This window comes from Achromobacter sp. Root565, from assembly GCF_001427425.1.
Taxonomy (GTDB): Bacteria; Pseudomonadota; Gammaproteobacteria; order Burkholderiales; family Burkholderiaceae_B; genus Achromobacter; species Achromobacter spanius_D.
Genome location: NZ_LMGO01000008.1, coordinates 124,543 through 146,885 on the forward strand (window position 1 = coordinate 124,543; position 22,343 = coordinate 146,885).

Genomic DNA, 22,343 nt, shown 5'->3' on the forward strand with positions numbered 1-22,343 from the left:
TGCGGATCAGGTGCTGAGGCGAGGCTCCAGCACCACGTCCATCATGTCGCGCTGGCCGGCGCCCCGCTCGCCCTCCAGCCGATCCAGCAGCAGCTGACCGGCGCGCCGCCCCAGTTCGGCGGCATCCACGCCCACCGTGGTCAGACCCTGCACCCACTGCACGGCGCTGCCGTCGTCCGAAAATCCCAGCACCGCCAGATCCTGCGGTACCTGCAGGTCGCGATTGTGCGCTTCCGACACGGCGGCGGCGGCCAGCAGATCGTTCGTGCAGAACACCGCATCGAAGATCGTATTGGTGGCCAGCAAGCGCAGAAAGGCCATGCGGCCGTCGTTCAGGTGCTGGACCTCGGGCTGCACGATGTCGGCGACCAGTTCCAGTCCCAGCGCCGCCGCGCTGCCGATGAAGCCCTCGCGGCGGCCGCGCTCCCAGGGCGTGTCGGCGCTGATGCAGGCGACTCGCGGATGGCGCTTTTCGGCCAGGTGCCGCGCCGCCATGCGGCCGGCCTCGGCATTGTCGATGGCGACCGCGCTGTCCAGCGTCTGCGGCGACTCGCTCCAGGTTTCGACCACCGGGATTTCCAGCGCGGCCAGCGCGGCGCGCAGCGCGGCGTCTTCCAGCGGACCGATGGCCAGGGCCGCCGCCGGGCGCAAGGCTTCCAGTAGCGGCAGCGTGGCGGCGGCCTGCCAGGGCGCCGCCGCGAGGTAATAGCCGGCGGGGCCAAGCCGCTCGGTGCACGCCTGCAGGGCGCGGGCGGCGGGGCCGGCATCGAGACGGGCGGCGATCAGGGCGATGGGGGCGGGCGGGGTCAGCGAAGGCATGGCAAATGGCGGGAATTACGTCAGGCCAGACGATAACCCAGGGCCGCCGCTCTCCGGGGGGGCGCCGGACGCGGTGGCGGCGGATCGCGCCGCGAAGGGTAAAATGCCATTTTTCTCCCAGACCCGGCGCCTTCCCGCGCCGGTCACGAAGGTGTCCCATGTCCACGCTCGCCGAGTCTCCTGTGCCCTCGAACGAATCCGCCACCGCGCCCGCGGAGGCGGTCTACGATCCGACGCAAAAGCAGAAATCGCAGGCCAAGACGGCGCGCATTCCCATCAAGATCATTCCGGCCGAGCGCCTGAAGAAGCCCGAATGGATCCGCGTGAAGGCCGCCGCGCCCGGTTCGCGCTTCTACGACATCAAACGCATCCTGCGCGAGCACAACCTGCACACGGTCTGTGAAGAGGCCTCGTGCCCGAACATCGGCGAGTGCTTCGGCAAGGGCACCGCGACCTTCATGATCATGGGCGACAAGTGCACACGCCGCTGTCCGTTCTGTGACGTGGGCCACGGCCGGCCCGACCCGCTGGACACGAAAGAGCCCGAAAACCTGGCGCGCACCATCGCCGCCATGAAGCTGTCGTACGTGGTGATCACCTCGGTTGACCGCGACGACCTGCGCGACGGCGGCGCCGGCCACTTCGTCGACTGCATCACCCATATCCGCGAACTGTCGCCCACCACCCGCATCGAGGTGCTGGTGCCCGACTTCCGCGGCCGCCTGGACCGCGCGCTGACCATCCTGAACGCCGGTCCTCCGGACGTCATGAACCACAACCTGGAAACCGTGCCTCGCCTGTACAAGCAGGCGCGCCCGGGCTCGGACTACCTGCACTCGCTGAAGCTGCTGGCCGAGTTCAAGAAGCTGCATCCGGAAGTGCCCACCAAGTCCGGCCTGATGCTGGGCCTGGGCGAGACCGACGAGGAAATCCTGCAGGTGATGCGCGACATGCGCGATCACAACGTCGACATGCTCACGATCGGCCAGTACCTGCAGCCTTCGGAACACCACCTGCCGGTGCTGCGCTACGTGCACCCGGATACGTTCGCGATGTTCGAGCGCGAAGCGTACGCGATGGGGTTCTCGCACGCGGCGGTCGGCGCGATGGTGCGGTCTTCGTACCATGCGGACGAACAGGCGCATGCGGCCGGCGTGAATTGATCGCCTGAGCGGTCTGGGCGTGGCGTGGCGTGTTGCGTAGCGTTGCGCCTTGCCCGCTACGCCTGCGAAAAAAAGTCCTCCGCGCTGCCGGAGGAAATCAGCTCATCCAGGCTCTGGTCCACATACGTGGTCCAGGCCGCCGGCGCGAAGCCGGCCGCTACGGTCAGCGCCCGCGTGTCCAGGCACGAATTGCGCGGACGCGGGGCTGAGGCCGCGTAATCCGCCGACGATACGGCCGCAATCTGCGCCGGTCCAAGCTTCAGGTTGATGCCCCGCTCGAGGGCGCCTGCCACCAGGTATTGCGCGTAGCCGTGCCAAGTTGTCGAGCCGGCCGCAGCGACGTGATACAAGCCCGCAGGCAACGCCCGCTGCCGATGGCGCGCCAGGCACATCGCGGTGGTCTGCGCGATCAGCGACGCCGGCGTCGGCGTTCCCTGCTGGTCCGCCACGACATTCAGCGATTCACGCGTCCGGGCCAGATTCAGAATCGTCCGGAAGAAGTTGCGCCCGTGCAGCGAGTGGATCCAGCTGCAGCGCAGCACGAAAGCCTCGCACCCGCTTGCGGCAATGGCGCGCTCGCCGGCCAGTTTCGTGGCGCCGTACACGTTGATGGGGTGGGGCGCGTCGGCTTCGGTATAGGGGCGTGCGAGGGCGCCGTCAAAGACGTAATCGGTGGAGTAGTGAACAAGCAGCGCACCGCTGACCGCGGCATGCTGCGCCAGCGCCGCGACCGCCAGCGCGTTCACCGCTGCGGCCGCGTCGGGTTCGCGCTCGGCCTGGTCGACTGCCGTCCATGCGGCCGCATTGACGATGATGCCGGGGCGATGCGCGTCCAGCGTCGCGGCGATGGCCGCGTGGTCACGCAGATCGAGCGCGTCGCGGCCCAGCGCCGTGACATCGCCCACTGCCGGCAAGACTGCCCGCAGCGCACGGCCGACCTGGCCGTCTTTGCCGAGCAACAGGATGTTTGGCATGGGCGCTGGCTCCGGAAGTCGCGGACAGGCTAGCGGCGCGCTTGCGCGCCTGCCCAGAACGTGTCCTCTTGACCCAGTTGCCGGTTGATGTAGCGCGCCAGCACGAACATCAGGTCCGACAGCCGATTCAGATATTGCCGGACCGGCGCGTTGACGCTATCGATGCCAGCCAGCGCCACCACCGCGCGCTCGGCCCGCCGGGCCACGGTGCGCGCCATGTGCGCCACCGCCGCCGGCCGCGAGCCGCCGGGCAGGATGAATTCGCGCAGCGGCGGCAACGCCGCGTTGTAGTGCGCCAGGCGCGCATCCAGGTGGGCGACCTGCGCTTGCGTGACCGCGACATGGCCGGGGATGCAGAGCTCTGCGCCCATGTCGAACAGGTCGTGCTGGATGGCGAGCAGGTCGGCCGACACGTCTTCGGGCAAGGCTTCGGTCAGCAGCAGGCCGATGACGCTGTTCAGCTCGTCCACGTCGCCCAGGGCGGCGATGCGCGGGGCGTCTTTGGGAAGGCGTGATCCGTCCCCCAGCCCAGTGGTGCCATCGTCGCCGGTGCGGGTGGCAATGACGGATAAGCGGTTGGCCATGGTGTTTTGATTCGGTGAGAAGAGTTGGAGGCTTGCTTCCGACGGTAAGCGCAGCCCGCGAGCAGGGCTGCCTCGCAAACAACCGTCAGGATTGTTGCGCACTGGCAGCGGAACTGTTGCATTCGCGCAGTATCCTAGCACTGTAAAAAGCGGCACGAGCGCCCTCGGCGCCCGTCCGCTTGGACCGCATAGGGAGGTTACATATGGGTTTTAACCGCAAGTACGCAACGCCCATGGCCGTTGCCACCGCAATGGCTGTCGTGTCGCTGGCATCGCCGGTGGCCTTCGCGCAGCAGGCCGACGCCACGGGCGAAGTGCGGCGCGTGGACGCCGCGGCGGGCAAGGTCACGATCAAGCACGATGCCATCAAGGCGCTGGACCTGCCGGCGATGTCGCTGGTCTACCAGGCCGATCCGGCATTGCTGGCCAACATCAAGGCGGGCGACAAGGTGCGCTTTACCGCCACGCGCAAGGATGGCAAGTATGTGGTGACGGCGATCGCGAACTGACGCCGCGCCAATCAAAAACCCCGCCGCAATCGCTTGCGGCGGGGTTTTTTTGCGTCTGCGGCGGGTCGCAGGGACCCGGGTCTTCAGAGCACGTAGCGAGCCAGGTCCTGGCTGCTGGCGGCTTCGGCCAATTGCGAGTTCACGTAGGCGGCGTCGATCGTGACGTGCTTGTCCTGGCTGGACGTGGCGTCGAACGAAAGCTCGTCGAGCAGCTTTTCCATCACCGTGTACAGGCGCCGGGCGCCGATGTTCTCGGTGGTTTCGTTGACGTCGAAGGCCAGCTCGGCCAGGCGGCGCACGCCTTCATCGGTGAACTCGAGCGCGACGTCCTCGGTGGCCATCAGCGCCGTGTACTGCTTGGTCAGCGACGCATCCGTGTCGGACAGGATGCGCACGAAGTCCTCGGCGGTGAGGGATTCGAGTTCGACGCGGATCGGGAAGCGGCCCTGCAGCTCGGGGATCAGGTCGGACGGACGCGCCAGGTGGAAGGCGCCCGACGCGATGAACAGGATGTGGTCGGTGCGGACCATGCCGTAACGCGTGTTGACGGTGGTGCCTTCAACGAGCGGCAGCAGGTCGCGCTGCACGCCCTGGCGCGAGACATCGGCGCCGCCGGATTCCTGGCGGGCGGCGATCTTGTCGATTTCATCCAGGAAGACGATGCCGTTCTGCTCGACGTTGGTGATGGCAACGCTGCGCAGGTCTTCTTCGTTGACGCGCTTGGCGGCTTCTTCGTCGATGATGAGCTTGAAGGCTTCGCGCACCTTCATCTTCTTGGGCTTTTTCTTGTCGCGCGCCATGCCCGCGAACATGCCGCGCAGCTGCTCGGCCATTTCTTCCATGCCGGGGGGCGTCATGACGTCCATTTGGGGCACGGTCTGGGCGACTTCGATCTCGATTTCCAGATCGTCGATCTTGCCTTCGCGAAGGCGCTTGCGGAAGGTCTGGCGGGCACTGTTGTCCTCGCCGCGCTGCGGTTCACCCGAGGCGCCGCGGGGCGGCGGCACCAGGGCATCCAGGATGCGGTCTTCGGCGGCATCCTCGGCCTGGGTGCGCACGCGGCGCATTTCCAGTTCGCGGGTCTGCTTGATGGAGTATTCCGTCAGGTCGCGGATGATGGTGTCCACGTCGCGGCCCACATAGCCGACCTCGGTGAACTTGGTGGCTTCGATCTTGATGAAGGGCGCGTTGGCCAGCTTGGCCAGGCGGCGCGCGATCTCGGTCTTGCCGACGCCGGTCGGGCCGATCATCAGGATGTTCTTGGGGTGGATTTCGTGGCGCAGGGGCTCGGCGACCTGCTGGCGGCGCCAGCGGTTGCGCAGCGCCACCGCGACCGCGCGCTTGGCGCGGTTCTGGCCGACGATGTACTTGTCGAGTTCGGAGACGATTTCTCCGGGCGTCATGTTGGATGCGGACATGAGGGCGAATCCTTGAAGCTAGGGCGGGCTGGGAGGGCGCCGCGGCGCAGGTTGCGCGGCGCGGCAGGCGTCAGTCGCCCAGCGTTTCGATGACGTGGTTCTGGTTGGTGTAGATGCACAGGTCGCCGGCGATCTCGAGCGATTGCTTGATGATCTTTTCGGGCGGCAGGTCGGTGTTGCGCAGCAGCGCCAGCGCGGCCGACTGGGCATAAGCGCCGCCGGAGCCGATGGCGGCCAGGCCGTGCTCGGGTTCCAGGACGTCGCCGTTGCCGGTGAGCACCAGCGTGTGCTCGGCGTCGGCCACGATCAGCATGGCTTCCAGGCGGCGCAGGACGCGGTCGGTACGCCAGTCGCGGGTCAGTTCGACCGCGGCGCGCATCAGGTTGCCCTGGTGCTTTTCGAGCTTGGCTTCGAAGCGCTCCTGCAGCGTGAACGCATCGGCGGTGGCGCCGGCAAAGCCAGCGAGAATCTTGTCGTGGTACAGGCGGCGAATCTTGCGGGCAGTGCCCTTGATGACGATGTTGCCCAGAGTGACCTGGCCATCGCCGCCCAGCGCGACGCGGTTGCCGCGGCGCACACACACGATGGTGGTGGCGTGAAATTGTTCCATGCGTTCCTTCCGTTGAAAGATTTAGCTGGGGGCAGTCGCGGGGATATCAAGTAGAAAAAAGGCCATGCGGCTAACCGGCATGGCCTTTCAGGGGGCGGAGCGAATGCGGGACGGATCAGTCGCCGTACAGCTTTTGACGCATTTCACGGCGTTCCTGCGCTTCGAGCGACAGGGTGGCCGTGGGGCGGGCGAGCAGGCGGGGGATGCCGATGGGCTCGCCCGTTTCTTCACACCAGCCGTATTCGCCGCTGTCGATGCGGGCGATGGACTGCTGCACCTTCTTCAGCAGCTTGCGCTCGCGGTCGCGGGTGCGCAGTTCCAGGGCGTGCTCTTCCTCGATGGTGGCGCGGTCGGCGGGATCCGGCACGAATTGCGTTTCACGCAGATGCTCGGTGGTCTCGCCGGCGTTGGCCAGAATGTCTTGCTCGAGTTGTTTGAGCCGTTCCTTGAAGAACGCCAGTTGGCGGTCGTTCATGTAGTCCGACTCGGGCATGGCCAGCAATTCCTTCTCGCTGGGCAGATCAATCGCCGTATCGCTCGTCGACTTACTTGATTTTTTGGTTGCTGCCTTGGTAGCCATGTAAACACTCCACTATGAATCGATCCTGGCGCGGGCGTCCGTCCCGGTCCGTGTTATTTGTTGCCTACGCTATTCGTACCTCACAGTACTGCCTTCGTCGCATCGCGTCACGCAGGAATGGGGATTACCCCGCCAGGCACTGCTCCAAGCCCCGGGTAAAAATCTCCTGGGGCAGCTTTCGTCCGATGAACACCATCTTGGTGGACGGTTTCTCGGCCGCGGTCCACGGCTTGCCGGGTTCGGCGCCCATCATCATGTGCACACCCTGGAACAACATGCGGCGGTTGATGCCCTTCATGTACAGGATGCCCTTGTAGCGCATCAGGTCGGGGCCATAGACCTGCACGACGCCGCCCAGGAATTCCTCAAGGCGCGCGGGATCGAACGGCTTGTTGGAACGGAACACGAACGCGCCGATTTCGTCGTCGTGCTTGGGGTGGTGATGATGGGCATGATTGCAGTGCGCGCCGCAGTCGCCGTCGTGGTCATGATCGTGATCGTGGTCATGGCCATGGCCGTGATCGTGATCGTGATCGTGCCCGTGGGCATGATTGTGCGCGGCGTCCGGATGCTCATCGGCCAGGAACTCCGGGTCGATGTCCAGAATGGAATTCAGGTTGAAGCCGCTGATGTCGATGATGGACTTGAGGTCGACGTCGCCGAAATTGACGGCGGTGATCGGCGCACGCGGGTTCATGTGAACCAGGCGGTGGCGCAGCGCTTCGTAGTCGACTTCGTTGACCAGGTCTTTCTTCGAGATCAGGATGCGGTCGGCAAAACCGACCTGCTTCTGGGCTTCGGGTTGTTCGTCGAGCGTGGCCATGCCGTGCTTGGCATCGACCACGGTGACCACCGCGTCCAGGCGGTAGTATTCGGCGATGTCGTCATCCATGAAGAACGTCTGGCATACGGGGCCGGGGTTGGCCATGCCGGTGGTTTCAAGGATGACGCGTTCAAAAGTCAGTTCGCCGGCTTCGCGCTTGGCGCGCAGCTCGGACAGCGTGCGCATCAGGTCGCCGCGCACCGTGCAGCAGACGCAACCGTTGGACAGCTCGATGATTTCTTCGTCGCTGTCCTGCACGAGCAGGTCGTTGTCGATGCTTTCGGGTCCGAACTCGTTTTCGATGACGGCGACACGGCGGCCATGGAATTCGGTCAGGATGCGTTTGAGCAGGGTGGTCTTGCCCGCACCGAGGAAGCCGGTGAGGATGGTGACGGGAACCATTTTGTCCAAACTGCGCGGGGTGTTCATGGCGAAGCTGCTAGCGTGATGTCAGGGCGTGAAACACAGCGCCTGACGGGGTTTTCAGTCCCTGCCGATTGATGTCTGCCACAGGCTGCGATAGCCACCGATAGCGGCCGGACGCAGGATTACAGCACAGTCGGGGGCAGGGGGCAAACCCCGGGCCAACCCGGGGGGCCGTGGCCGCCAGATGGCAGCCGAACGCCGTCAAGTATCGGGCGATACCTCTATTTTGGGGCGGTTTGCCGGATTTCAAGGGAGCGCCGGCGGCGGGGGGCGGGCGGGCCCGGAACGGCTCGGCCGGACGGGCGCATCCAAAGGATGAAACGCCCCGGGGGATATCCCCCAATCAGTGGTGATGGTGGTGGTGACCCGCGTCGGCCGGTTGCGTCTTCTGGCACTGCGGGCACAGCGCGCGGATCTCGGTTTCGTGCGTGGCCAGCGCGTAGCCCGTCTGGGCGACGCGTTCGGCCAGCTGGCGGCTCATGGCCGGGTCGGAGACTTCTGCGACCGCGCCGCAACCGGTACAGACGACGAGCAGGTCGTGCGGCGCGCCGCCGGCGTCGTGGCAGGCGCTCCAGGCGTTGACGGCGTCCAGGCGGTGAATCAGGCCTTCGTCCATCAGGAAGTCCAGGGCGCGGTACACCGTGGGGGGCGCTGCGCCCGGATGGACGGCGCGCATGGCGTCCAGCAGCTCGTAGGCCTTCAGGCTGCGGCCATGGCGCAGCAGCAGTTCGAGGACCTTGCGGCGGATGGGGGTAAGACGGCGTCCACGCTGCGCGCACAGCGTTTCGGCGACGCTGAGCTGAGCGCCAACGCTGTCGTTGCGGGGTGGACGGGATGGAGCGGACATGGCGGGCTTTATCTGAATGGGAAGCGCGCGCGACGCGCGCGCGAGATGCCTGGAAGGTAGCAGAAAACCCCCGCGCGCGGTAACCGGCCCTGACGCCATCATGGTTTAGTTATGATATAACATAATAAAAATCCTTCGCCGCTTTCCGTTGTTGCCTGCCATGTCCCATTTCACGCTCCTGCCCGCGCGGCCCGGCGCCGCGCCCGGCCGGGGCGCGCAGTCCCGATCCGCGTTTCTCGTTTCCGCCTGGCGCCGCATGGCGGGTGCGCTGGTTGCCGCGGCCGCTTTGTGGGCGCTGACCGGCTGGGCGCTCGACTGGTGGCCGCGATGAAGGCGGCGCCTGTCACGGTCGAGCTGGCCGACGCATCGTTCGGCTGGCATGGGCGTCCGGCGTTGCGCGCGGTGTCGGGCAGTTTCGCGCCCGGCGGCATGACGGCCGTGGTCGGACCCAACGGCGCGGGCAAGTCGACGCTCATCAAGGGCATCATGGGCGTGCTGCGTCCGATGTCGGGCAGCGTGCGTATTCAGGGCGCGGGACGTTCGGCGCTGGCGTGGCTGCCTCAGGCGGCGGAACTGGACCGGTCGTTTCCGACGACGGTGCTGGACCTGGCGGCCATGGGGGCGTGGCGCCGGGTCGGCGCATGGCGTGCGTTCCGCAACGACGAGCTGGACCGCTGCATGCACGCCTTGGAAACCGTGGGCCTGGCCGATGCCGCTGGCCGCGGCGTGGATACGCTGTCGGGCGGGCAGATGCAGCGCGCCCTGTTTGCGCGGATGCTGGTGCAGGACGCGCCGGTGCTGCTGCTGGACGAACCCTTCGCGGCGGTGGACAGCCACACCGCCGAGGAACTGATGGCGCTGCTGTGCGGCCTGCATGGACAGGGCCGCACGGTGATCGCGGTGCTGCACGACCTGGATCTGGTGCGTGATCATTTTCCGGAAAGCCTGCTGTTGTCCGGCTCGGTGGTGGCCTGGGGCGACACCGCGGCAACGTTGAGCGAGGCGCATCTGAAGGCGGCGCGCCAGCGCCATGCGGGAGTCTGGGCATGACGCTCGTGGAGTGGGTGGTGTCGCCGTTCCTGGACTACGGCTTCATGCGGCGCGCACTGGCCGGGGCCTGCGCGCTGTCGCTAGGCGCGGCGCCCTTGGGTGTCTTTCTGGTGCTGCGGCGCATGAGCCTGATGGGCGACGCGATGTCGCACGCCATCCTGCCGGGCGTGGCCGTCGGCTTTCTGATGGCCGGCCTGTCGCTGGGCGCGATGATGCTGGGCGGCATCGCCACCGGCCTGGCCGTGGCATTGCTGGCCGGGCTGGTGGCCCGGCTGACGCCGCTGCGCGAAGACGCGAGCTTTGCCGCCTTCTATCTGATATCGCTGGGGCTGGGCGTGCTGCTGGTGTCGCTGCGCGGCTCCAACATGGATCTGCTGCATGTGCTGTTCGGCACGGTGCTGGGCCTTGACGATGCGGCCTTGCTGCTGGTGACCGCCACGGCCAGCGTGACCCTGCTTGTGCTGGCGGCCATCTACCGGCTGCTGGTCGCCGAATGCCTGGACCCGGGATTCCTGCGCGCCAGCGGCGGGATGGGCGGCGTGGTGCACATGGGCTTTCTGGTGCTGGTCGTGGTGAACCTGGTGGCGGGTTTTCAGGTGCTGGGCACGCTGATGGTGGTGGGCATCATGATGCTGCCGGCCGCCGCGGCGCGGTTCTGGGTGCGCAGCGCGGCCCGCCAGATTCCGCTGTCGGCGGCGATCGGCGTGGCGTCTTCCGTGGCCGGGCTGCTGGTCTCCTATCACTTCGACGCGCCGGCCTCGCCCGCGATCATCCTGGCGGCCGGCGCCTGCTATCTGTTTTCCATCATGGGCGGACCGCAAGGCGGGCTGCTGCGGGCAACGCGCCGGGTGCGCCCTGCCTGAGACTACATAAGGAGATTGACCATGCGTTCGATTCTGCCGGCGCGCCGCCGTGCACTGCTGGCCATGGCGGGCGTCTGCCTGTCGGCCGTCCTGGGGGCCGCGCAGGCGGCCGAGCCGCTGAAGGTCGTGGCCAGCTTTTCCATCCTGGGCGACATCGTGCGGGAAGTGGGCGGCGCCGACATCAGCCTGACGACGCTGGTCGGGCCTGACGGCGACGCGCATGGGTACGAACCCACGCCCAGCGACGCGAAGAAGCTGGCCGACGCGCGCGTGCTGGTGGTGAACGGCCTGGACTTCGAGACCTGGCTGCCCAAGCTGACGAAGGCGTCCGGGTTCGCCGGGCAGACGGTGACGGCGTCCACGGGCGTTACGCCGCGCAAGTTCGCGGGACAGGGCGACGGGCATGACCACGATCACAAGGACGACCACAAGGACGATCACACGCACGGGCACGATGATCATGACCACGACCACGACCACGACCACGACCACAAGCCCGGCCATCACCATCGCCATGGCGACGCCGATCCGCATGCCTGGCAAAGCCTGGCGAATGGCGTGATCTACGCGCGCAACGTGGCCGACGGTCTGGCTGCCGCGGATCCCGCGCATGCGCAGGCCTACCGCCAGCGCGCCGACGCGTACATCGCCAAGCTGCAGGCGCTGCATGCCAGCCTGCGCAAGACCTTTGCTGCCATCGGCGCGGAGCGCCGCAAGGTTGTCACCTCGCACGATGCGTTCGGCTATTTCGGCGACGCCTATGGCGTGACGTTCATCCCCGCGATGGGCGTGTCGACGGACGCCGAGCCGTCCGCGCGCGAGGTGGCGGCGATCATCGAACAGGTGCGGCGAGACAAGGTGCCGGCGGTGTTCGTCGAGAACATCAGCAGCCCGAAACTGGTCCAGCAGATCGCGCGTGAGACCGGCGCAAAGGTGGGTGGTACGCTCTACTCCGATGCCCTGTCCAAGCCTGGACAGCCGGGCGCCACCTACCTGGAAATGTTTGAATGGAACGCACGCCAGCTTGCCGCGGCCTTGCAACCCTGAGCGCCGCGGCGGCGCTGCTGGCGGCGGGCGCCGCCAGCGCGCACCCGCATATGTGGATCGATGCGCGCGCGCAGATCGACGTCGATGCCGCGCACCGCATCACCGCCGTGCGGCAGGTGTGGCGGTTCGACGAGATGTTTGGCGCCTATGCGACGCAGGGGCTGAAAAAAGCCAAGGACGGGTCGCTGCCTGCCGACACGCTCAAAGGCATGGCGCAGGACTGGATGAAGGCGCTGGGCGAGCCGATCTCGCACTACTTCACGCGCGTCACCGTGGACGGCAAGAGCGCGGCGTTTGGCGCGCCGCGCGATGCCCGCGTCGACTGGAACCCCAAGACCACGCGGCTGACGCTGTCCTTCACGCTGCCGCTGGCCGAGCCCGTTGCGCCAGGCGCGGGCGGCGCGCAAGTGGATATCTACGACCCCACCTATTTCGTGGCCTACGCATTTGAAGAGCAGGGCGCGGTGTCGCTCGGCGGCCCGCAAGGCGCGGCCTGCAAGGCCGACTACCGCAAGCCCAAGGAACTGGATTGGAAAACCATGCAGGAACTGGCCGCAATCCCGGCCGACCCGGACGCCCTGCCGGACGAACTGTTCGCCATCACCAAGGGGCTCACGCACCGCATCGAGGTGCGATGCCCGTAGGCCGATGGGCGCGCGTGCTGGCCGTCGTCCTGTTGATGATCGGCGGGCTGTCGGTGGCGGCCGCGCAAGGTGCGCATCCCTTTGGCGTGCCGGAAAGCGGAAGCGGCGTGGCCGGGCCCGGTTGGCTGTCCAGCTTTTTCGGCAGCGTGTCCGTCTGGCAATCGCATTTCTACCGGCAACTGACGGGCGCGGTGCGTGCCTGGCAGGCGGACGGCGGCGCGGCGTGGGCCCTGATCGGCCTGTCGTTTGCCTACGGCGTCTTTCATGCGCTGGGGCCGGGCCATGGCAAGGCGGTTATCTCGTCGTACGTGCTGGCCAACCGCCAGACCGCGCGCAACGGCGCGCTGCTGGCATTGGCGTCTTCGCTGATCCAGGCGCTGGTGGCAATCGTGATGGTGGCGGTGCTGGCGCTGGTGTTCAACGCCACGGCGGCCACGATGAACGAGGCCACGCGCTGGCTGGAGCTGGCGTCGTATGTGCTGGTGACGCTGCTGGGCGTGTGGCTGGTGTGGATCAAGGCGGTGAGGCCGCTGCTGCGGCGGGCTGGTGCGCGCGGGCATGGGCAACAGCATGCGCATGGGCATGACGATGGCAACGCGCATGCGCCGGATCACGCGCACGTGCATACGCACGTGCATCATCATGAGCACTACCACCATCATCACCACGACCATGACCACAGCCACGACTGCGGGTGCGGACACGTGCACGTGCCCGCGCCGGAACAGGTCGCCGGTCCGTTGAACTGGCGCCGCGCGTGGTCGGCCATTTTTGCCGTGGGCCTGCGGCCCTGCAGCGGGGCGTTGATCGTGCTGGTGTTCGCGCTGTCGCAGAACTTCTTTCTGGCCGGGGTGGCGTCGGCGCTGGCGATGGGCCTGGGCACGGGGCTGACGGTGGCGGTGCTGGCCTGCCTTGCCGTCGCCGCCGGGGGCGCGGCCACGCGCCTGGGCAGCCGCCTGTCTGGCGCGGGCGCGGCGTGGCTGCGCTACGCCATCGAGGCGCTGGCGGCGATGGCGGTGCTGTTGCTGGGGGTGACGCTGCTGGGCGGCATGGTGGCGGCGGGCGGCTGACGCGATCTGCGAACTGCGGCCGCGCTTGTTCAGGCAGCAGAGCCGCGCCGCCAGAAAGGTTCAGGCACAAAGGTTCAGGATTTGCGCCCGGCGCGCGGATGCGCCTGATCGTAGGCCTTGGCCAGATGCTGAAAATCCAGCCGCGTGTAGATCTGCGTGGTCGAGATATTGGCGTGGCCAAGCATCTCCTGCACGGCGCGCAGGTCTTGCGCGGATTGCAGGACGTGGCTGGCGAAACTGTGGCGCAAGACGTGGGGGTGCACATGCGTGGGCACACCCGCCGTCTGCGCGATGCGCGCAAGCTGCAACTGCACCACGCGCGGCGAAATGCGGCGTCCGCGCGCGCCCAGGAAAAGCGCGGCCGCGTCTTCGGGCGGCGGCGCGGGCCGCGCGAGCTGCGGACGCACCTCGATCCACTTGCGCAGCGCTGCCAGGGCCTGCTGGCCGACCGGCACCGAGCGGCGTTTGCCGCCCTTGCCCAGCACCACGACCTCGGCGTCATCCAGATTCAGCCAGCCGCGCGATTCGTAATCGGCGGCGCGCTCGTAGCGCAGGTCCAGTCCGACCAGTTCCGACAGCCGCAGTCCGCTGGAATACAGCAGTTCGAACATGGCCTGGTCGCGCAGCGCGGCCGGTTCCGTGGCGACCTGTGCGGGCGCGCTATCCAGGAGGGCCTGCGTCTGTTCGACCGACAAGGCCTTGGGCAGGCCGCGCGGCGCCTTGGGGGCGCGCACGCCCGCGACGGGATTGCCGGCCAGTTCGGCGGCCGGCGCCCACCATTGATAGAAACCGCGCCATGCCGCCAGCGTGCGTGCCAGGCTGCGCGGGCCGCGGCCCTGCGCATGCAGGCGCGCCACGAATTGGCGGATGTGGCCGTTGGCGAGCTTATCGAGCGGCAGGCCGGCCTTGTCGGCCAGTTCGCGCAAGAATTGCAGTTCGCGCCCGTAGCCGTCCAGCGTATGGGGCGAGTACCGGCGGTTGGTTTCCAGATGGCGCAGCCAGGCGCGCATCGGATCCGGAAGGGGGGGCGGATTGGCGTCTTGCTCGGCGTTGCGCATCGCGTTGTCCTTGTCCGCCCCGGCAGGCTTACGCCTTGGGCGAGGCCGGATTCAGCCGGTGCAGGGCTGCCGACGCAAGCTGGCCGACGGATTCCAGGAACGTCGTGCCCATTTCGGGCGTGAAACGCTCGGGGTCGTCGGAACCCAGCACCAGCAGGCCCACGGCGGCGCCGTCGGCTTCCAGGCGCAGCGGCACCAGCGCCAGCGACTTGGGCTTGGCGTCCAGCCAGTTCACCGCTTCGAAGGCGGTGTCGGCGCCGACATACGGCGTCTTCAGGCTGTCGGTGAAGGTGCGCACGTCGTCCGACACGGGCTCGCCGTAGCCGTGATCGGGCAGTTCAGACAGGTTCCAGAGCCGCAGCGCCACGTGGTTCAGTTCGAATTGTTCGGCCAGGCCCAGCGCGATTTCGCCGGGCACCAGTTGCGGATCGCATTCGGACAAGAGGCGGCAGCACCACTTGGCCACGTGCGAACCGATGGTTTCGTTGGCGGTGGCGTTGCGCACCAGTTCGTTCAGGCGCCATTCGAGTTCGCGGGTGCGCTCGCGCAGCGTGAGGATCTGGCGTTCGCCCAGCGAAATGGCGCGCGAACCGTGCGGATGCGGGATCTGCAGGGTGGAAAAGACTTCGGCGTGTTCGTCGAAGAAGCCGGGGTTATCTTGCAGGAAGGCGGCGATGTCCTGGGCGGTGAAAGCGGTATCAGTCATAGAGTTATCGGTTCAGCGCCATGGAGAAAACGAGCTTGTCGATGTCGACCTGGCCCGTGAAGACGGATTCGGCCGGGCCGGTCATGCGGAGTTGTTCGCCGTTCCAGGCGACGGTCAGCACGCCGCCGCGCGTTTGCACGCGCACGGGCGAATCGAGCAGGCCGCGGCGGATGCCGGCCGCAACCGCGGCGCAGGCGCCCGTGCCGCAGGCCAGGGTCTCGCCAGCGCCGCGCTCGAAGACGCGCAGGCGGATGTTGTGGCGGTCGACGACTTGCATGAAGCCGGCGTTGACGCGGCGCGCAAAGCGCGGATGGGTTTCGATCAGCGGGCCCAGCACGGCGACGGGCGCGGTGTCGACGTTGTCGACGACCTGCACGGCGTGCGGATTGCTGATCGCGACAGCCGACAGGACGACCGTGCGGGGCAGCCCGGCGGGGGCGTCGAGTTCCAGCTCCCAGAGAGTGTCCTGGCCTTGCGTGACGGCAGGCAGGCCGGCGGTGTCGAAGGGCAGCGCGGCCGGGTCGAAACGGGTGCTACCCATTTCCACGGTGACCTGTTCGTCGTCGCCTTCGTCCAGGACCAGGATGCCCGTGGCGATTTCGGCGCGCAGCGGATTGCGGTCGGACAGGCCTTGCTCGTGCACGAAACGCACGAAGCAGCGGGCGCCGTTGCCGCAGTGTTCGACCTCGGAGCCGTCGGAATTGAAAATGCGATAGCGGAAGTCGGCGTCCGGCCGGGTGGCGCGTTCGACCAGCAGGATCTGGTCAGCGCCGATGCCGAAGTGGCGGTCGCCGAGGGCGCGCGCGCGCTCGGGCGTCATCTCGATGGTCTGACGGACGCCGTCGAGCACAACGAAGTCGTTGCCCGCGCCGTGCATTTTGGTGAAGTTCCAGTTCATCTGCGGATTATCGCCCATTCTCGCGGTGCGGCGAGCGCGCGCCGCGGATCAGTACAGCTTGGGTTCGCCTTCGGGACGCGTCTTGAAGCGGCGATGGACCCAGTAATACTGGCTGGGGCAGCGGCGCACCCAGGATTCGAGTTCGCGGTTCAGGCGGGCGGTGGCCGCTTCCAGCGTGTCGTCGCCCGGAAAGTCTTCGAGCGGCGGCAGCACGTCGACGTGGTATTTGCCGGTGTCCGGATTCCAGAATCCCACGATCGGCAGGACAGCGGCGTTCCATTTCTGGGCCAGCTGGGCCGTGGCGACGAGCGTGGCGGCCGGCACGCCGAAGAACGGCACGAAGACCGAGCCCACGCGGCCGAAGTCCATGTCGGGCAGGTAGTAGACGGGGCGCGGGGCCCGAAGGTGCCGGATCAGGTCGCGCACCCCATCCTTGCGGCTGACCAGGAAGACTTCGTTGAAGCGCGCCCGGCCGGCGGCCACGACGGCGTCGATGTGCGGGTCGCTCTGCGGCGTGTACATGGTGGCCGCGCTGGGGATGACCAAGGTCAAGCTGGTGGCCGCGGCGTCCAGCGCAATGAAGTGCGGCGCAAGCAGGATCACGGGCCGCCCCTCGGCCGTCAGCGCATTGATCCGGTCGGCGCCCTGCAGCGTGACCATGTCCTTGATCGCTTCGGGCGTGCCGTACCAGAGCACGCCGCGGTCGACGATAGACTGCGCCAGCGCGCGGAAGTGGTCGGCCACCCATTGTTCGCGCACGGCCGCGGGCTGGTCGGGAAAGCACAGTTCGAGATTGCGGCGCACGATGTGCGCGCGCGACTTGGCCAGGCGGGGCGCAAGCCAGCCCAGGCAAGCGCCGATGCGCAGGCGCGTCGACGGCTTGATGCGGCTGAACCATTTCAGCAGGGAAACCAGCGTGCGCGTTTTTCTATCGATCATGGACGTGGAATGAGACCGGGCGGCGGGAGCGGCAAGGGATCAAGCGGCTGGCGGCGCCGGTTCTGCGCCGGGCGCCGGGGTGGCGCCGCGCGGAGTCTTGTAGCGGTTGTAGCTCCAGAGGTACTGGTCGGGGCAGCGGCGGATCAGCGTTTCCATCGCGGCGTTGATGAGGGCGGCCTGGGCCTCGGGCTCGGCGGGCAGCGGTTCGGGCACGCGCACGTAGTGGATGCGCCAGCCGCGGCCCTTGGGCAGGCGTTCGCCGGCCGTGAGGATGATGGGAACGTTGGTCTGCGACGCAAGCTTGCCGGGCAGCGTCATGGTGTAGGCCAGACGCCCGAAGAACGGCACCCATACGCCGTCGCCCACGCTGGGCGCCTGGTCGGGCAGCATGCCGACGGATTCGCCGCGGCGCAGCGCCCGCACGAATTCCCGCACGCCCTGCATGTTGGCGGGCACCGCATTGACGGCCGAACTGTTGCGCGCCGTTTCCAGCAGGGGCGCCAGCGCTTCCTTGCGTGGGGGGCGGAACATCACCGTCATGGGCATCTGGCGGGCCAGATAGCGGGCGGTGATCTCGAAGCAGCCCAGGTGCGGGGTCAGAAACAGGATGCCGCGGTTTTCCGCGCGGGCGGCGGCGACCACGTCGTCATCGTCGGAGACCACCTGCGCCAGGCTTTCCTGGTTGCGGAACCAGACGCGCGGGTTCTCAAGAATCATTGCGCCGGCTTCGGCCGCCGCCCGCCGGGCGAACGCCGCGCCGGGGTAGCCGGCCTGCGCTGCATTGGCCTGCAGGCGCCGCCGGTATTTGCCCGGCAAGGCGTAGATGGCGCGTCCCGCGAACCGCCCGATCGCATGCGCGACGGGGAGCGGCAGGGCGGCAAAAAGTCGGAACAGGGGCAGCAGCATTCGTCAAAAGGATGAAAACGGGCAGGGTATTACCGCTGCTCGGGGTATATGGATACACCCCGGGCGCAAGCATAAGAACGGCATTTTCGCTTAAAATGCGCCCAGTCGCCGAGTTAACCGACAACTTGCGGGGCGACGGCAAGGGTACTGCGCTTTGCGCGGCCCATGCCAAATCCGCTAAAGCGTCGCGCCCAGTTGGCATTGCAGTGCAGACCGGGGTGCTACGCGTCTCAAGAACCTATGCGCCGGCAAGACCGGACACTAAGGACGCATCTGTGGCCAACAACGATTTTCTCTTCACTTCCGAATCCGTCTCCGAAGGGCACCCCGACAAGGTTGCCGATCAGATCTCCGATTCGATCCTCGACGCCATCTTCACGCAAGACCCGAACGCGCGTGTCGCAGCCGAAACGCTGTGCAACACCGGCCTGGTCGTGCTGGCTGGCGAAATCACCACCACCGCCAACGTCGACTACATCCAGGTCGCGCGCGACACGATCCGCCGCATCGGCTATGACAATACCGAATACGGCATCGACTACAAGGGTTGCGCGGTGCTCGTCGCCTACGACAAGCAGTCGCCCGACATCGCGCAGGGCGTGGACCGCAGCTCGGAAGACTACCTGAACCAGGGCGCCGGCGACCAAGGCCTGATGTTCGGCTACGCCTGCGACGAAACCCCCGACCTGATGCCCGCCCCGATCTGGTACGCGCACCGCCTGGTGCAGCGCCAGAGCGAACTGCGCAAGGACGGCCGCCTGGGCTGGCTGCGTCCGGACGCCAAGTCGCAGGTCACGTTCCGCTACGTCGACGGCCGTCCCGCCGAAGTCGACACCGTGGTGCTGTCGACCCAGCATGCGCCGGAAGTCTCGCAAGAGACCATCCGCGAAGCGGTCATCGAAGACATCATCAAGCCCAGCTTCCCCGAAGGCCTGATCACGCCCCAGACCAAGTTCCTGGTCAACCCGACCGGCCGCTTCGTCATCGGCGGTCCGCAAGGCGATTGCGGCCTGACCGGCCGCAAGATCATCGTCGACACCTACGGCGGCGCTTGCCCGCACGGCGGCGGCGCGTTCTCGGGCAAGGACCCGTCCAAGGTCGACCGTTCGGCCGCCTACGCCGCCCGCTACGTGGCCAAGAACATCGTGGCCGCCGGGCTGGCGCGCCAGTGCCAGGTGCAGGTCAGCTACGCCATCGGTGTGGCCGAACCCATCAACATCACCGTCTACACGGAAGGCACGGGCGTCATCCCCGATGACCAGATCGCCAAGCTGGTGCGCGAGCACTTCGACCTGCGTCCGAAGGGCATCGTGAACATGCTGGACCTGCTGCGGCCGATCTACACCAAGACCGCCGCCTACGGCCACTTCGGCCGCTCCGAGCCGGAGTTCTCGTGGGAAGCGACGGACAAGGTTCAGGAACTGAAGAAGTCCGTCTGACCCGATCCGCCATGCGGTTCATGGAAAAGCGCCCGTTGGGGCGCTTTTCTTTTTGTCGGGTCCGATCGCGGCAGGCGCGGCGTCAAAGCCCCCAGGCCGACAGATCCGGATGCAGCGGCGTCGGAGACAGCACGGTTTCCAAGGCCGCCGCGCAGTCCAGCAGTGCGGCGTCGCCGCCCGCGGGCGCCAGCAGTTGCACGGCGCAGGGCATGCCGTCCGCGTCCAGGCCGGCCGGCAGCGTGATCGCCGCCGCGCCCAGGAAGTTGGCCGGGCGCAGCAGCTTGCCCAGCCCGGCGTGCCGCGTGTCCTGCGGGTCCAGCGCCTGTGCGGCCTGATCGCTGGCGGGCATGAGCAGGGCATCCACGCCCTGCATGGCTTTTTCGAAAGCCGCCATGTCGGACTGGCGGCGCAGCAGCGCGGCCTCGTAGCTGGACTGCGTGATCCGGCCGCCTGCAGCGATGCGCGCGCGCACGACATCCCACAAGGGCTGCGCAGGGTCTTCGGCTAGCGCGCCGAAGTAGCGGAAGGCTTCAAACGCCAGCACCAGCGAATTGTCATCCGCCATGCGGGCAAACGACAGCGACGCGGGCGGATGCCAGGCGGTGGGCGTGTAGCCGGCCGCTGCCAGGCGTCCCTGCGCCGCGTGCCAGGTTTGCAGCGCCTCGTCAGTCAGCGGGGCCGGCCAGGCTTGCGGCGCCAGCACGGCGACGGCGCCCGGCTGGCGCGCGGTGGCGTGACGCAGGCCGGTGAAGCGGGCGGCCGGCAGCGTCAGCGTGGCGGCGTCATCGACGTCCGGTGCGGCCAGCAGTTGCGTCAAGAGGCGCGCGTCGCCGACGCTGCGCGCGATCGGGCCCAGCACGTCCAGCGTGTCGGACAGCGGCAGGCAGCCGGCGCGGCTGATGAGGCCCGACGATGGCTTGAAGCCGACCACGCCGTTCAGTGCTGCGGGCGCGCGCACCGAGCCGCCGGTGTCGCCGCCCAGCGCCAGCGGCGCCAGACCCGCCGCGACCGCGACGCCCGCGCCGCTGGACGAGCCGCCCGGCGCGCGCGGGACCTTCGCGTCCCACGGATTGCGGGCGGTGCCCTGCGTGGGGTTCTGTCCCGACAGGCCGAACGCGAATTCCGTCATGCGCGTCTTGCCCAGGAGCACCATGCCTTGCGCCGCCAGCGCGCGCGCGGCGGTGGCGGTTTCCGTGCTGACGACGCCGGCGCGCGCCTGCGAGCCGCCGCTGCACGGTGTGCCTTCCCACTGCACGCTGTCCTTCACCGCGACCGGCACGCCATGCAGCGGGCCCAGATTGATGCCGGCTTCCAGCAACCGGTCCGCCGCCTCGGCCTGCGCTAGGGCGCGCTCGGCCGTGACCACGCTATACGCGGAGAGCGCCGCGCCGCGCTCGATGCGGTCAAGGAAATGCAGGGTGAGGTCGCGCGAACGGAGCTTGCGCTCGCGGATGGCGCGGGCAAGCTGGCGGGCGTCCTGGAAATGCAGGGCAGTATCTTGGGCGGGCATGAGTCTCGTCGAAATGGAAAAAGCCTTCCGGTCCGCGGCGGGACCGGAAAGCGATCTGATCGGAAGGGCTGCGCAGGGGGGGCCTACCGGGGCTGGCCTACTTCAGGACCTGGCCTTTGGTTTCGGGCATGCGGATGAAGGTGATCAGCGTGATCACGGCTCCGGCCAGCACGTAGTAGAAGAACCAGCGCTCCATGCCCTTGCTCTGCAGCCAGGTCAGCAGGTAGGGCGTGGTGCCGCCCAGCAGCGCGACGACCAGGTTGTACGGCGTGCCGATGCCGACGGCGCGCACGCTGGTGGGAAACTGCTCGGACATGATGGCCGGCGCAATCGCGGTGTACATGGCGTACAGCACCAGGCCGAACAGCTCCACCGCCAGGATCGAGCCGAACGACGGCCCCAGCGTGGTCATGATCGGATAAAAGAAGATCAGGTAGCCCGCGGCAAAGAAGATCAGCTGCGGCTTGCGGCCGATGCGGTCGGACAGCATGCCGAACAGCGGCTGCACCAGCATGAACACGATCAGCGCGACGGTGTTGGCCGCGAATGCGGTTTTGGGGTCGGCGCCGACCTGCCGGATGGCGTAGGTGGGCACGTAGGCCACGAAGATGTAGAACGCGAACGTGGTCAGGACCGAGAAGCCGACGATGCGCAGCACTTCGCGCGGATGGTCGCGCAGCAGCGTGCGCAGCGGCTGCTTTTCAACGCCGGCCTTCTTGGCGTGCGAGAAGGCTTCGGTTTCCGGGATGGCGCGGCGGATCCACATGCCGGCCAGGCCGCCCAGGGCGCCCAGCAGGAACGGAATGCGCCAGCCCCAGGCGGCCATGTCGGCCTTGGTGAGGACGGTGGTGAGGATCCAGCCCACGGCCGAGGCGGCCAGGATGCCGACGGCGGCGCTGAAGAAGACGAAGCTGGAATAGAACCCGCGCTTGTTGGGCGGCGCCATTTCCGCCAGGAAGGTCGTGGCCGAGGCATACTCTCCGCCCAGCGACAGGCCTTGCAGGAGGCGCGCAGCGGTCAGGAGCAGCGGCGCGGCGATGCCGATGGTGGCGTAGGTGGGCGTGATGGCGATGATGAGCGAGCCGCCCGCCATCATCAGGATCGTCAGACCCAACGCGGCCTTGCGGCCATAGCGGTCGGAGAAGATGCCCAGCACCCATCCGCCCACGGGACGCATGAAAAACCCGACTGCGAAGATGCCGAACGTCGCGAGCAGGGCGGTGGTTTCGTTGCCGGGCGGGAAGAACTGGCTGGAAAAGAAGATGGCGAACGACGCGTAGATGGTCCAATCGAACCATTCCACCGCATTGCCTACACTACCGGCCAGAATCGTGCGGCCGCGCGAAACGGGCGGGGCGCTTGCGCCTTGCGCCGCGCGCAAGGTTGCGGATGTGCTGCTCATGACGTCCTCAAATTGTGTTTTGTTTTTTGGTCAAATAGACCAATAAATTTTGTGTTTT

The 22,343-nt window shown here is 67.5% G+C and carries 24 protein-coding genes; 9 read left to right on the forward strand and 15 right to left on the reverse strand.

Going from position 1 to position 22,343, the window contains the following annotated elements; genetic code table 11:
- Window positions 1-6: 6 nt before the first annotated feature.
- A complete protein-coding gene (locus ASD71_RS25785; protein WP_056571207.1) occupies window positions 7-819 on the reverse strand; it encodes a LacI family DNA-binding transcriptional regulator in 813 nt (270 codons plus the stop codon).
- Between the two features lie 158 nt (window positions 820-977).
- Between ASD71_RS25785 and lipA the strand changes: the two genes are divergently transcribed.
- Window positions 978-1,982, forward strand: a complete 1,005-nt coding sequence (lipA, locus tag ASD71_RS25790) for a lipoyl synthase (RefSeq protein ID WP_056571209.1) — start codon at window positions 978-980, stop codon at window positions 1,980-1,982.
- Window positions 1,983-2,038: 56 nt separating this feature from the next.
- Here lipA and rfbD read toward each other — a convergent pair whose 3' ends face one another.
- The gene (gene rfbD, locus ASD71_RS25795) at window positions 2,039-2,956 is read right to left on the reverse strand and encodes a dTDP-4-dehydrorhamnose reductase (protein ID WP_056571211.1); all 918 of its coding nucleotides are present in this window, start codon (window positions 2,954-2,956) and stop codon (window positions 2,039-2,041) included.
- 29 nt (window positions 2,957-2,985) lie between these two features.
- On the reverse strand, window positions 2,986-3,540 hold the full coding sequence (locus tag ASD71_RS25800; RefSeq protein WP_056571213.1) for a cob(I)yrinic acid a,c-diamide adenosyltransferase: 555 nt from the start codon (window positions 3,538-3,540) through the stop codon (window positions 2,986-2,988).
- A 203-nt stretch (window positions 3,541-3,743) separates the two neighbouring features.
- Here ASD71_RS25800 and ASD71_RS25805 point away from each other — a divergent pair, with 203 nt between their 5' ends.
- Window positions 3,744-4,049: a copper-binding protein gene (locus tag ASD71_RS25805; RefSeq protein ID WP_056571215.1), complete on the forward strand. Its 306-nt coding sequence runs from the start codon at window positions 3,744-3,746 to the stop codon at window positions 4,047-4,049.
- Window positions 4,050-4,132: 83 nt separating this feature from the next.
- On the opposite strand, the gene hslU is transcribed toward ASD71_RS25805, so the two are convergent.
- From hslU to ASD71_RS25830, 5 genes are all read right to left on the reverse strand, one after another.
- Entirely contained in the window at window positions 4,133-5,467 is a 1,335-nt protein-coding gene (hslU, locus tag ASD71_RS25810) for an ATP-dependent protease ATPase subunit HslU (RefSeq protein WP_056571217.1), read from the reverse strand.
- 70 nt (window positions 5,468-5,537) lie between these two features.
- Window positions 5,538-6,077 carry an ATP-dependent protease subunit HslV gene (gene hslV / locus ASD71_RS25815; RefSeq protein ID WP_056571219.1) on the reverse strand — a complete coding sequence of 180 codons (540 nt, stop codon included), beginning with the start codon at window positions 6,075-6,077 and terminating at the stop codon, window positions 5,538-5,540.
- 115 nt (window positions 6,078-6,192) lie between these two features.
- Entirely contained in the window at window positions 6,193-6,657 is a 465-nt protein-coding gene (dksA, locus tag ASD71_RS25820) for an RNA polymerase-binding protein DksA (protein ID WP_056327244.1), read from the reverse strand.
- 124 nt (window positions 6,658-6,781) lie between these two features.
- Window positions 6,782-7,909 carry a GTP-binding protein gene (locus tag ASD71_RS25825; protein ID WP_056571221.1) on the reverse strand — a complete coding sequence of 376 codons (1,128 nt, stop codon included), beginning with the start codon at window positions 7,907-7,909 and terminating at the stop codon, window positions 6,782-6,784.
- A gap of 340 nt (window positions 7,910-8,249) precedes the next feature.
- The gene (locus tag ASD71_RS25830) at window positions 8,250-8,753 is read right to left on the reverse strand and encodes a Fur family transcriptional regulator (protein WP_056327248.1); all 504 of its coding nucleotides are present in this window, start codon (window positions 8,751-8,753) and stop codon (window positions 8,250-8,252) included.
- 160 nt (window positions 8,754-8,913) lie between these two features.
- Between ASD71_RS25830 and ASD71_RS28305 the strand changes: the two genes are divergently transcribed.
- Genes ASD71_RS28305 through ASD71_RS25855 form a run of 6 tightly spaced genes read left to right on the forward strand, consistent with a single transcriptional unit; the run spans window position 8,914 to window position 13,427 of the window.
- On the forward strand, window positions 8,914-9,084 hold the full coding sequence (locus ASD71_RS28305) for a hypothetical protein (protein WP_200949489.1): 171 nt from the start codon (window positions 8,914-8,916) through the stop codon (window positions 9,082-9,084).
- The gene (locus ASD71_RS25835) at window positions 9,081-9,803 is read left to right on the forward strand and encodes a metal ABC transporter ATP-binding protein (RefSeq protein WP_056571223.1); all 723 of its coding nucleotides are present in this window, start codon (window positions 9,081-9,083) and stop codon (window positions 9,801-9,803) included. Before ASD71_RS28305 ends, ASD71_RS25835 begins: the two co-directional genes overlap by 4 nt.
- Window positions 9,800-10,666, forward strand: coding sequence for a metal ABC transporter permease (locus ASD71_RS25840; RefSeq protein ID WP_056571225.1), 867 nt, complete (start codon window positions 9,800-9,802; stop codon window positions 10,664-10,666). The genes ASD71_RS25835 and ASD71_RS25840 overlap by 4 nt, the downstream gene beginning before the upstream one ends.
- A 21-nt stretch (window positions 10,667-10,687) precedes the next feature.
- The gene (locus ASD71_RS25845; RefSeq protein ID WP_056571227.1) at window positions 10,688-11,713 is read left to right on the forward strand and encodes a metal ABC transporter substrate-binding protein; all 1,026 of its coding nucleotides are present in this window, start codon (window positions 10,688-10,690) and stop codon (window positions 11,711-11,713) included.
- Window positions 11,674-12,357, forward strand: a complete 684-nt coding sequence (locus tag ASD71_RS25850; RefSeq protein WP_056571229.1) for a DUF1007 family protein — start codon at window positions 11,674-11,676, stop codon at window positions 12,355-12,357. Before ASD71_RS25845 ends, ASD71_RS25850 begins: the two co-directional genes overlap by 40 nt.
- Complete coding sequence (locus ASD71_RS25855) at window positions 12,348-13,427, forward strand: nickel/cobalt transporter (RefSeq protein ID WP_056571231.1); 1,080 nt, start codon at window positions 12,348-12,350, stop codon at window positions 13,425-13,427. The genes ASD71_RS25850 and ASD71_RS25855 overlap by 10 nt, the downstream gene beginning before the upstream one ends.
- 74 nt (window positions 13,428-13,501) lie before the next feature.
- On the opposite strand, the gene xerC is transcribed toward ASD71_RS25855, so the two are convergent.
- Genes xerC through ASD71_RS25880 form a run of 5 tightly spaced genes read right to left on the reverse strand, consistent with a single transcriptional unit; the run spans window position 13,502 to window position 17,934 of the window.
- Window positions 13,502-14,485, reverse strand: a complete 984-nt coding sequence (xerC, locus tag ASD71_RS25860) for a tyrosine recombinase XerC (RefSeq protein WP_056571233.1) — start codon at window positions 14,483-14,485, stop codon at window positions 13,502-13,504.
- Between the two features lie 28 nt (window positions 14,486-14,513).
- Window positions 14,514-15,191, reverse strand: a complete 678-nt coding sequence (locus ASD71_RS25865) for a DUF484 family protein (protein ID WP_056571235.1) — start codon at window positions 15,189-15,191, stop codon at window positions 14,514-14,516.
- A gap of 4 nt (window positions 15,192-15,195) precedes the next feature.
- The gene (gene dapF, locus ASD71_RS25870) at window positions 15,196-16,107 is read right to left on the reverse strand and encodes a diaminopimelate epimerase (protein ID WP_056571237.1); all 912 of its coding nucleotides are present in this window, start codon (window positions 16,105-16,107) and stop codon (window positions 15,196-15,198) included.
- A 30-nt stretch (window positions 16,108-16,137) separates the two neighbouring features.
- Window positions 16,138-17,028, reverse strand: a complete 891-nt coding sequence (locus ASD71_RS25875; protein WP_056571239.1) for a lysophospholipid acyltransferase family protein — start codon at window positions 17,026-17,028, stop codon at window positions 16,138-16,140.
- A 39-nt stretch (window positions 17,029-17,067) separates the two neighbouring features.
- The gene (locus tag ASD71_RS25880) at window positions 17,068-17,934 is read right to left on the reverse strand and encodes a lysophospholipid acyltransferase family protein (protein ID WP_056571241.1); all 867 of its coding nucleotides are present in this window, start codon (window positions 17,932-17,934) and stop codon (window positions 17,068-17,070) included.
- Window positions 17,935-18,209: 275 nt separating this feature from the next.
- Here ASD71_RS25880 and metK point away from each other — a divergent pair, with 275 nt between their 5' ends.
- The gene (metK, locus tag ASD71_RS25885; protein ID WP_056571243.1) at window positions 18,210-19,373 is read left to right on the forward strand and encodes a methionine adenosyltransferase; all 1,164 of its coding nucleotides are present in this window, start codon (window positions 18,210-18,212) and stop codon (window positions 19,371-19,373) included.
- Between the two features lie 82 nt (window positions 19,374-19,455).
- Here metK and ASD71_RS25890 read toward each other — a convergent pair whose 3' ends face one another.
- Both ASD71_RS25890 and ASD71_RS25895 read right to left on the reverse strand, forming a co-directional pair.
- A complete protein-coding gene (locus ASD71_RS25890; RefSeq protein ID WP_056571245.1) occupies window positions 19,456-20,883 on the reverse strand; it encodes an amidase in 1,428 nt (475 codons plus the stop codon).
- A 97-nt stretch (window positions 20,884-20,980) separates the two neighbouring features.
- Window positions 20,981-22,285: an MFS transporter gene (locus ASD71_RS25895; protein ID WP_056571246.1), complete on the reverse strand. Its 1,305-nt coding sequence runs from the start codon at window positions 22,283-22,285 to the stop codon at window positions 20,981-20,983.
- Window positions 22,286-22,343 lie beyond the last annotated feature (58 nt).

Excerpts from the sequence above, each read along its gene's own strand:
- ASD71_RS25785 (WP_056571207.1), bottom strand. The coding sequence starts at position 819 with ATGCCTTCGCTGACCCCGCCCGCCCCCATCGCCCTGATCGCCGCCCGT.
- lipA (WP_056571209.1), top strand. The coding sequence starts at position 978 with ATGTCCACGCTCGCCGAGTCTCCTGTGCCCTCGAACGAATCCGCCACC.
- rfbD (WP_056571211.1), bottom strand. The coding sequence starts at position 2,956 with ATGCCAAACATCCTGTTGCTCGGCAAAGACGGCCAGGTCGGCCGTGCG.
- ASD71_RS25800 (WP_056571213.1), bottom strand. The coding sequence starts at position 3,540 with ATGGCCAACCGCTTATCCGTCATTGCCACCCGCACCGGCGACGATGGC.
- ASD71_RS25805 (WP_056571215.1), top strand. The coding sequence starts at position 3,744 with ATGGGTTTTAACCGCAAGTACGCAACGCCCATGGCCGTTGCCACCGCA.
- hslU (WP_056571217.1), bottom strand. The coding sequence starts at position 5,467 with ATGTCCGCATCCAACATGACGCCCGGAGAAATCGTCTCCGAACTCGAC.
- hslV (WP_056571219.1), bottom strand. The coding sequence starts at position 6,077 with ATGGAACAATTTCACGCCACCACCATCGTGTGTGTGCGCCGCGGCAAC.
- dksA (WP_056327244.1), bottom strand. The coding sequence starts at position 6,657 with ATGGCTACCAAGGCAGCAACCAAAAAATCAAGTAAGTCGACGAGCGAT.
- ASD71_RS25825 (WP_056571221.1), bottom strand. The coding sequence starts at position 7,909 with ATGAACACCCCGCGCAGTTTGGACAAAATGGTTCCCGTCACCATCCTC.
- ASD71_RS25830 (WP_056327248.1), bottom strand. The coding sequence starts at position 8,753 with ATGTCCGCTCCATCCCGTCCACCCCGCAACGACAGCGTTGGCGCTCAG.
- ASD71_RS28305 (WP_200949489.1), top strand. The coding sequence starts at position 8,914 with ATGTCCCATTTCACGCTCCTGCCCGCGCGGCCCGGCGCCGCGCCCGGC.
- ASD71_RS25835 (WP_056571223.1), top strand. The coding sequence starts at position 9,081 with ATGAAGGCGGCGCCTGTCACGGTCGAGCTGGCCGACGCATCGTTCGGC.
- ASD71_RS25840 (WP_056571225.1), top strand. The coding sequence starts at position 9,800 with ATGACGCTCGTGGAGTGGGTGGTGTCGCCGTTCCTGGACTACGGCTTC.
- ASD71_RS25845 (WP_056571227.1), top strand. The coding sequence starts at position 10,688 with ATGCGTTCGATTCTGCCGGCGCGCCGCCGTGCACTGCTGGCCATGGCG.
- ASD71_RS25850 (WP_056571229.1), top strand. The coding sequence starts at position 11,674 with ATGGAACGCACGCCAGCTTGCCGCGGCCTTGCAACCCTGAGCGCCGCG.
- ASD71_RS25855 (WP_056571231.1), top strand. The coding sequence starts at position 12,348 with ATGCCCGTAGGCCGATGGGCGCGCGTGCTGGCCGTCGTCCTGTTGATG.
- xerC (WP_056571233.1), bottom strand. The coding sequence starts at position 14,485 with ATGCGCAACGCCGAGCAAGACGCCAATCCGCCCCCCCTTCCGGATCCG.
- ASD71_RS25865 (WP_056571235.1), bottom strand. The coding sequence starts at position 15,191 with ATGACTGATACCGCTTTCACCGCCCAGGACATCGCCGCCTTCCTGCAA.
- dapF (WP_056571237.1), bottom strand. The coding sequence starts at position 16,107 with ATGGGCGATAATCCGCAGATGAACTGGAACTTCACCAAAATGCACGGC.
- ASD71_RS25875 (WP_056571239.1), bottom strand. The coding sequence starts at position 17,028 with ATGATCGATAGAAAAACGCGCACGCTGGTTTCCCTGCTGAAATGGTTC.
- ASD71_RS25880 (WP_056571241.1), bottom strand. The coding sequence starts at position 17,934 with ATGCTGCTGCCCCTGTTCCGACTTTTTGCCGCCCTGCCGCTCCCCGTC.
- ASD71_RS25890 (WP_056571245.1), bottom strand. The coding sequence starts at position 20,883 with ATGCCCGCCCAAGATACTGCCCTGCATTTCCAGGACGCCCGCCAGCTT.
- ASD71_RS25895 (WP_056571246.1), bottom strand. The coding sequence starts at position 22,285 with ATGAGCAGCACATCCGCAACCTTGCGCGCGGCGCAAGGCGCAAGCGCC.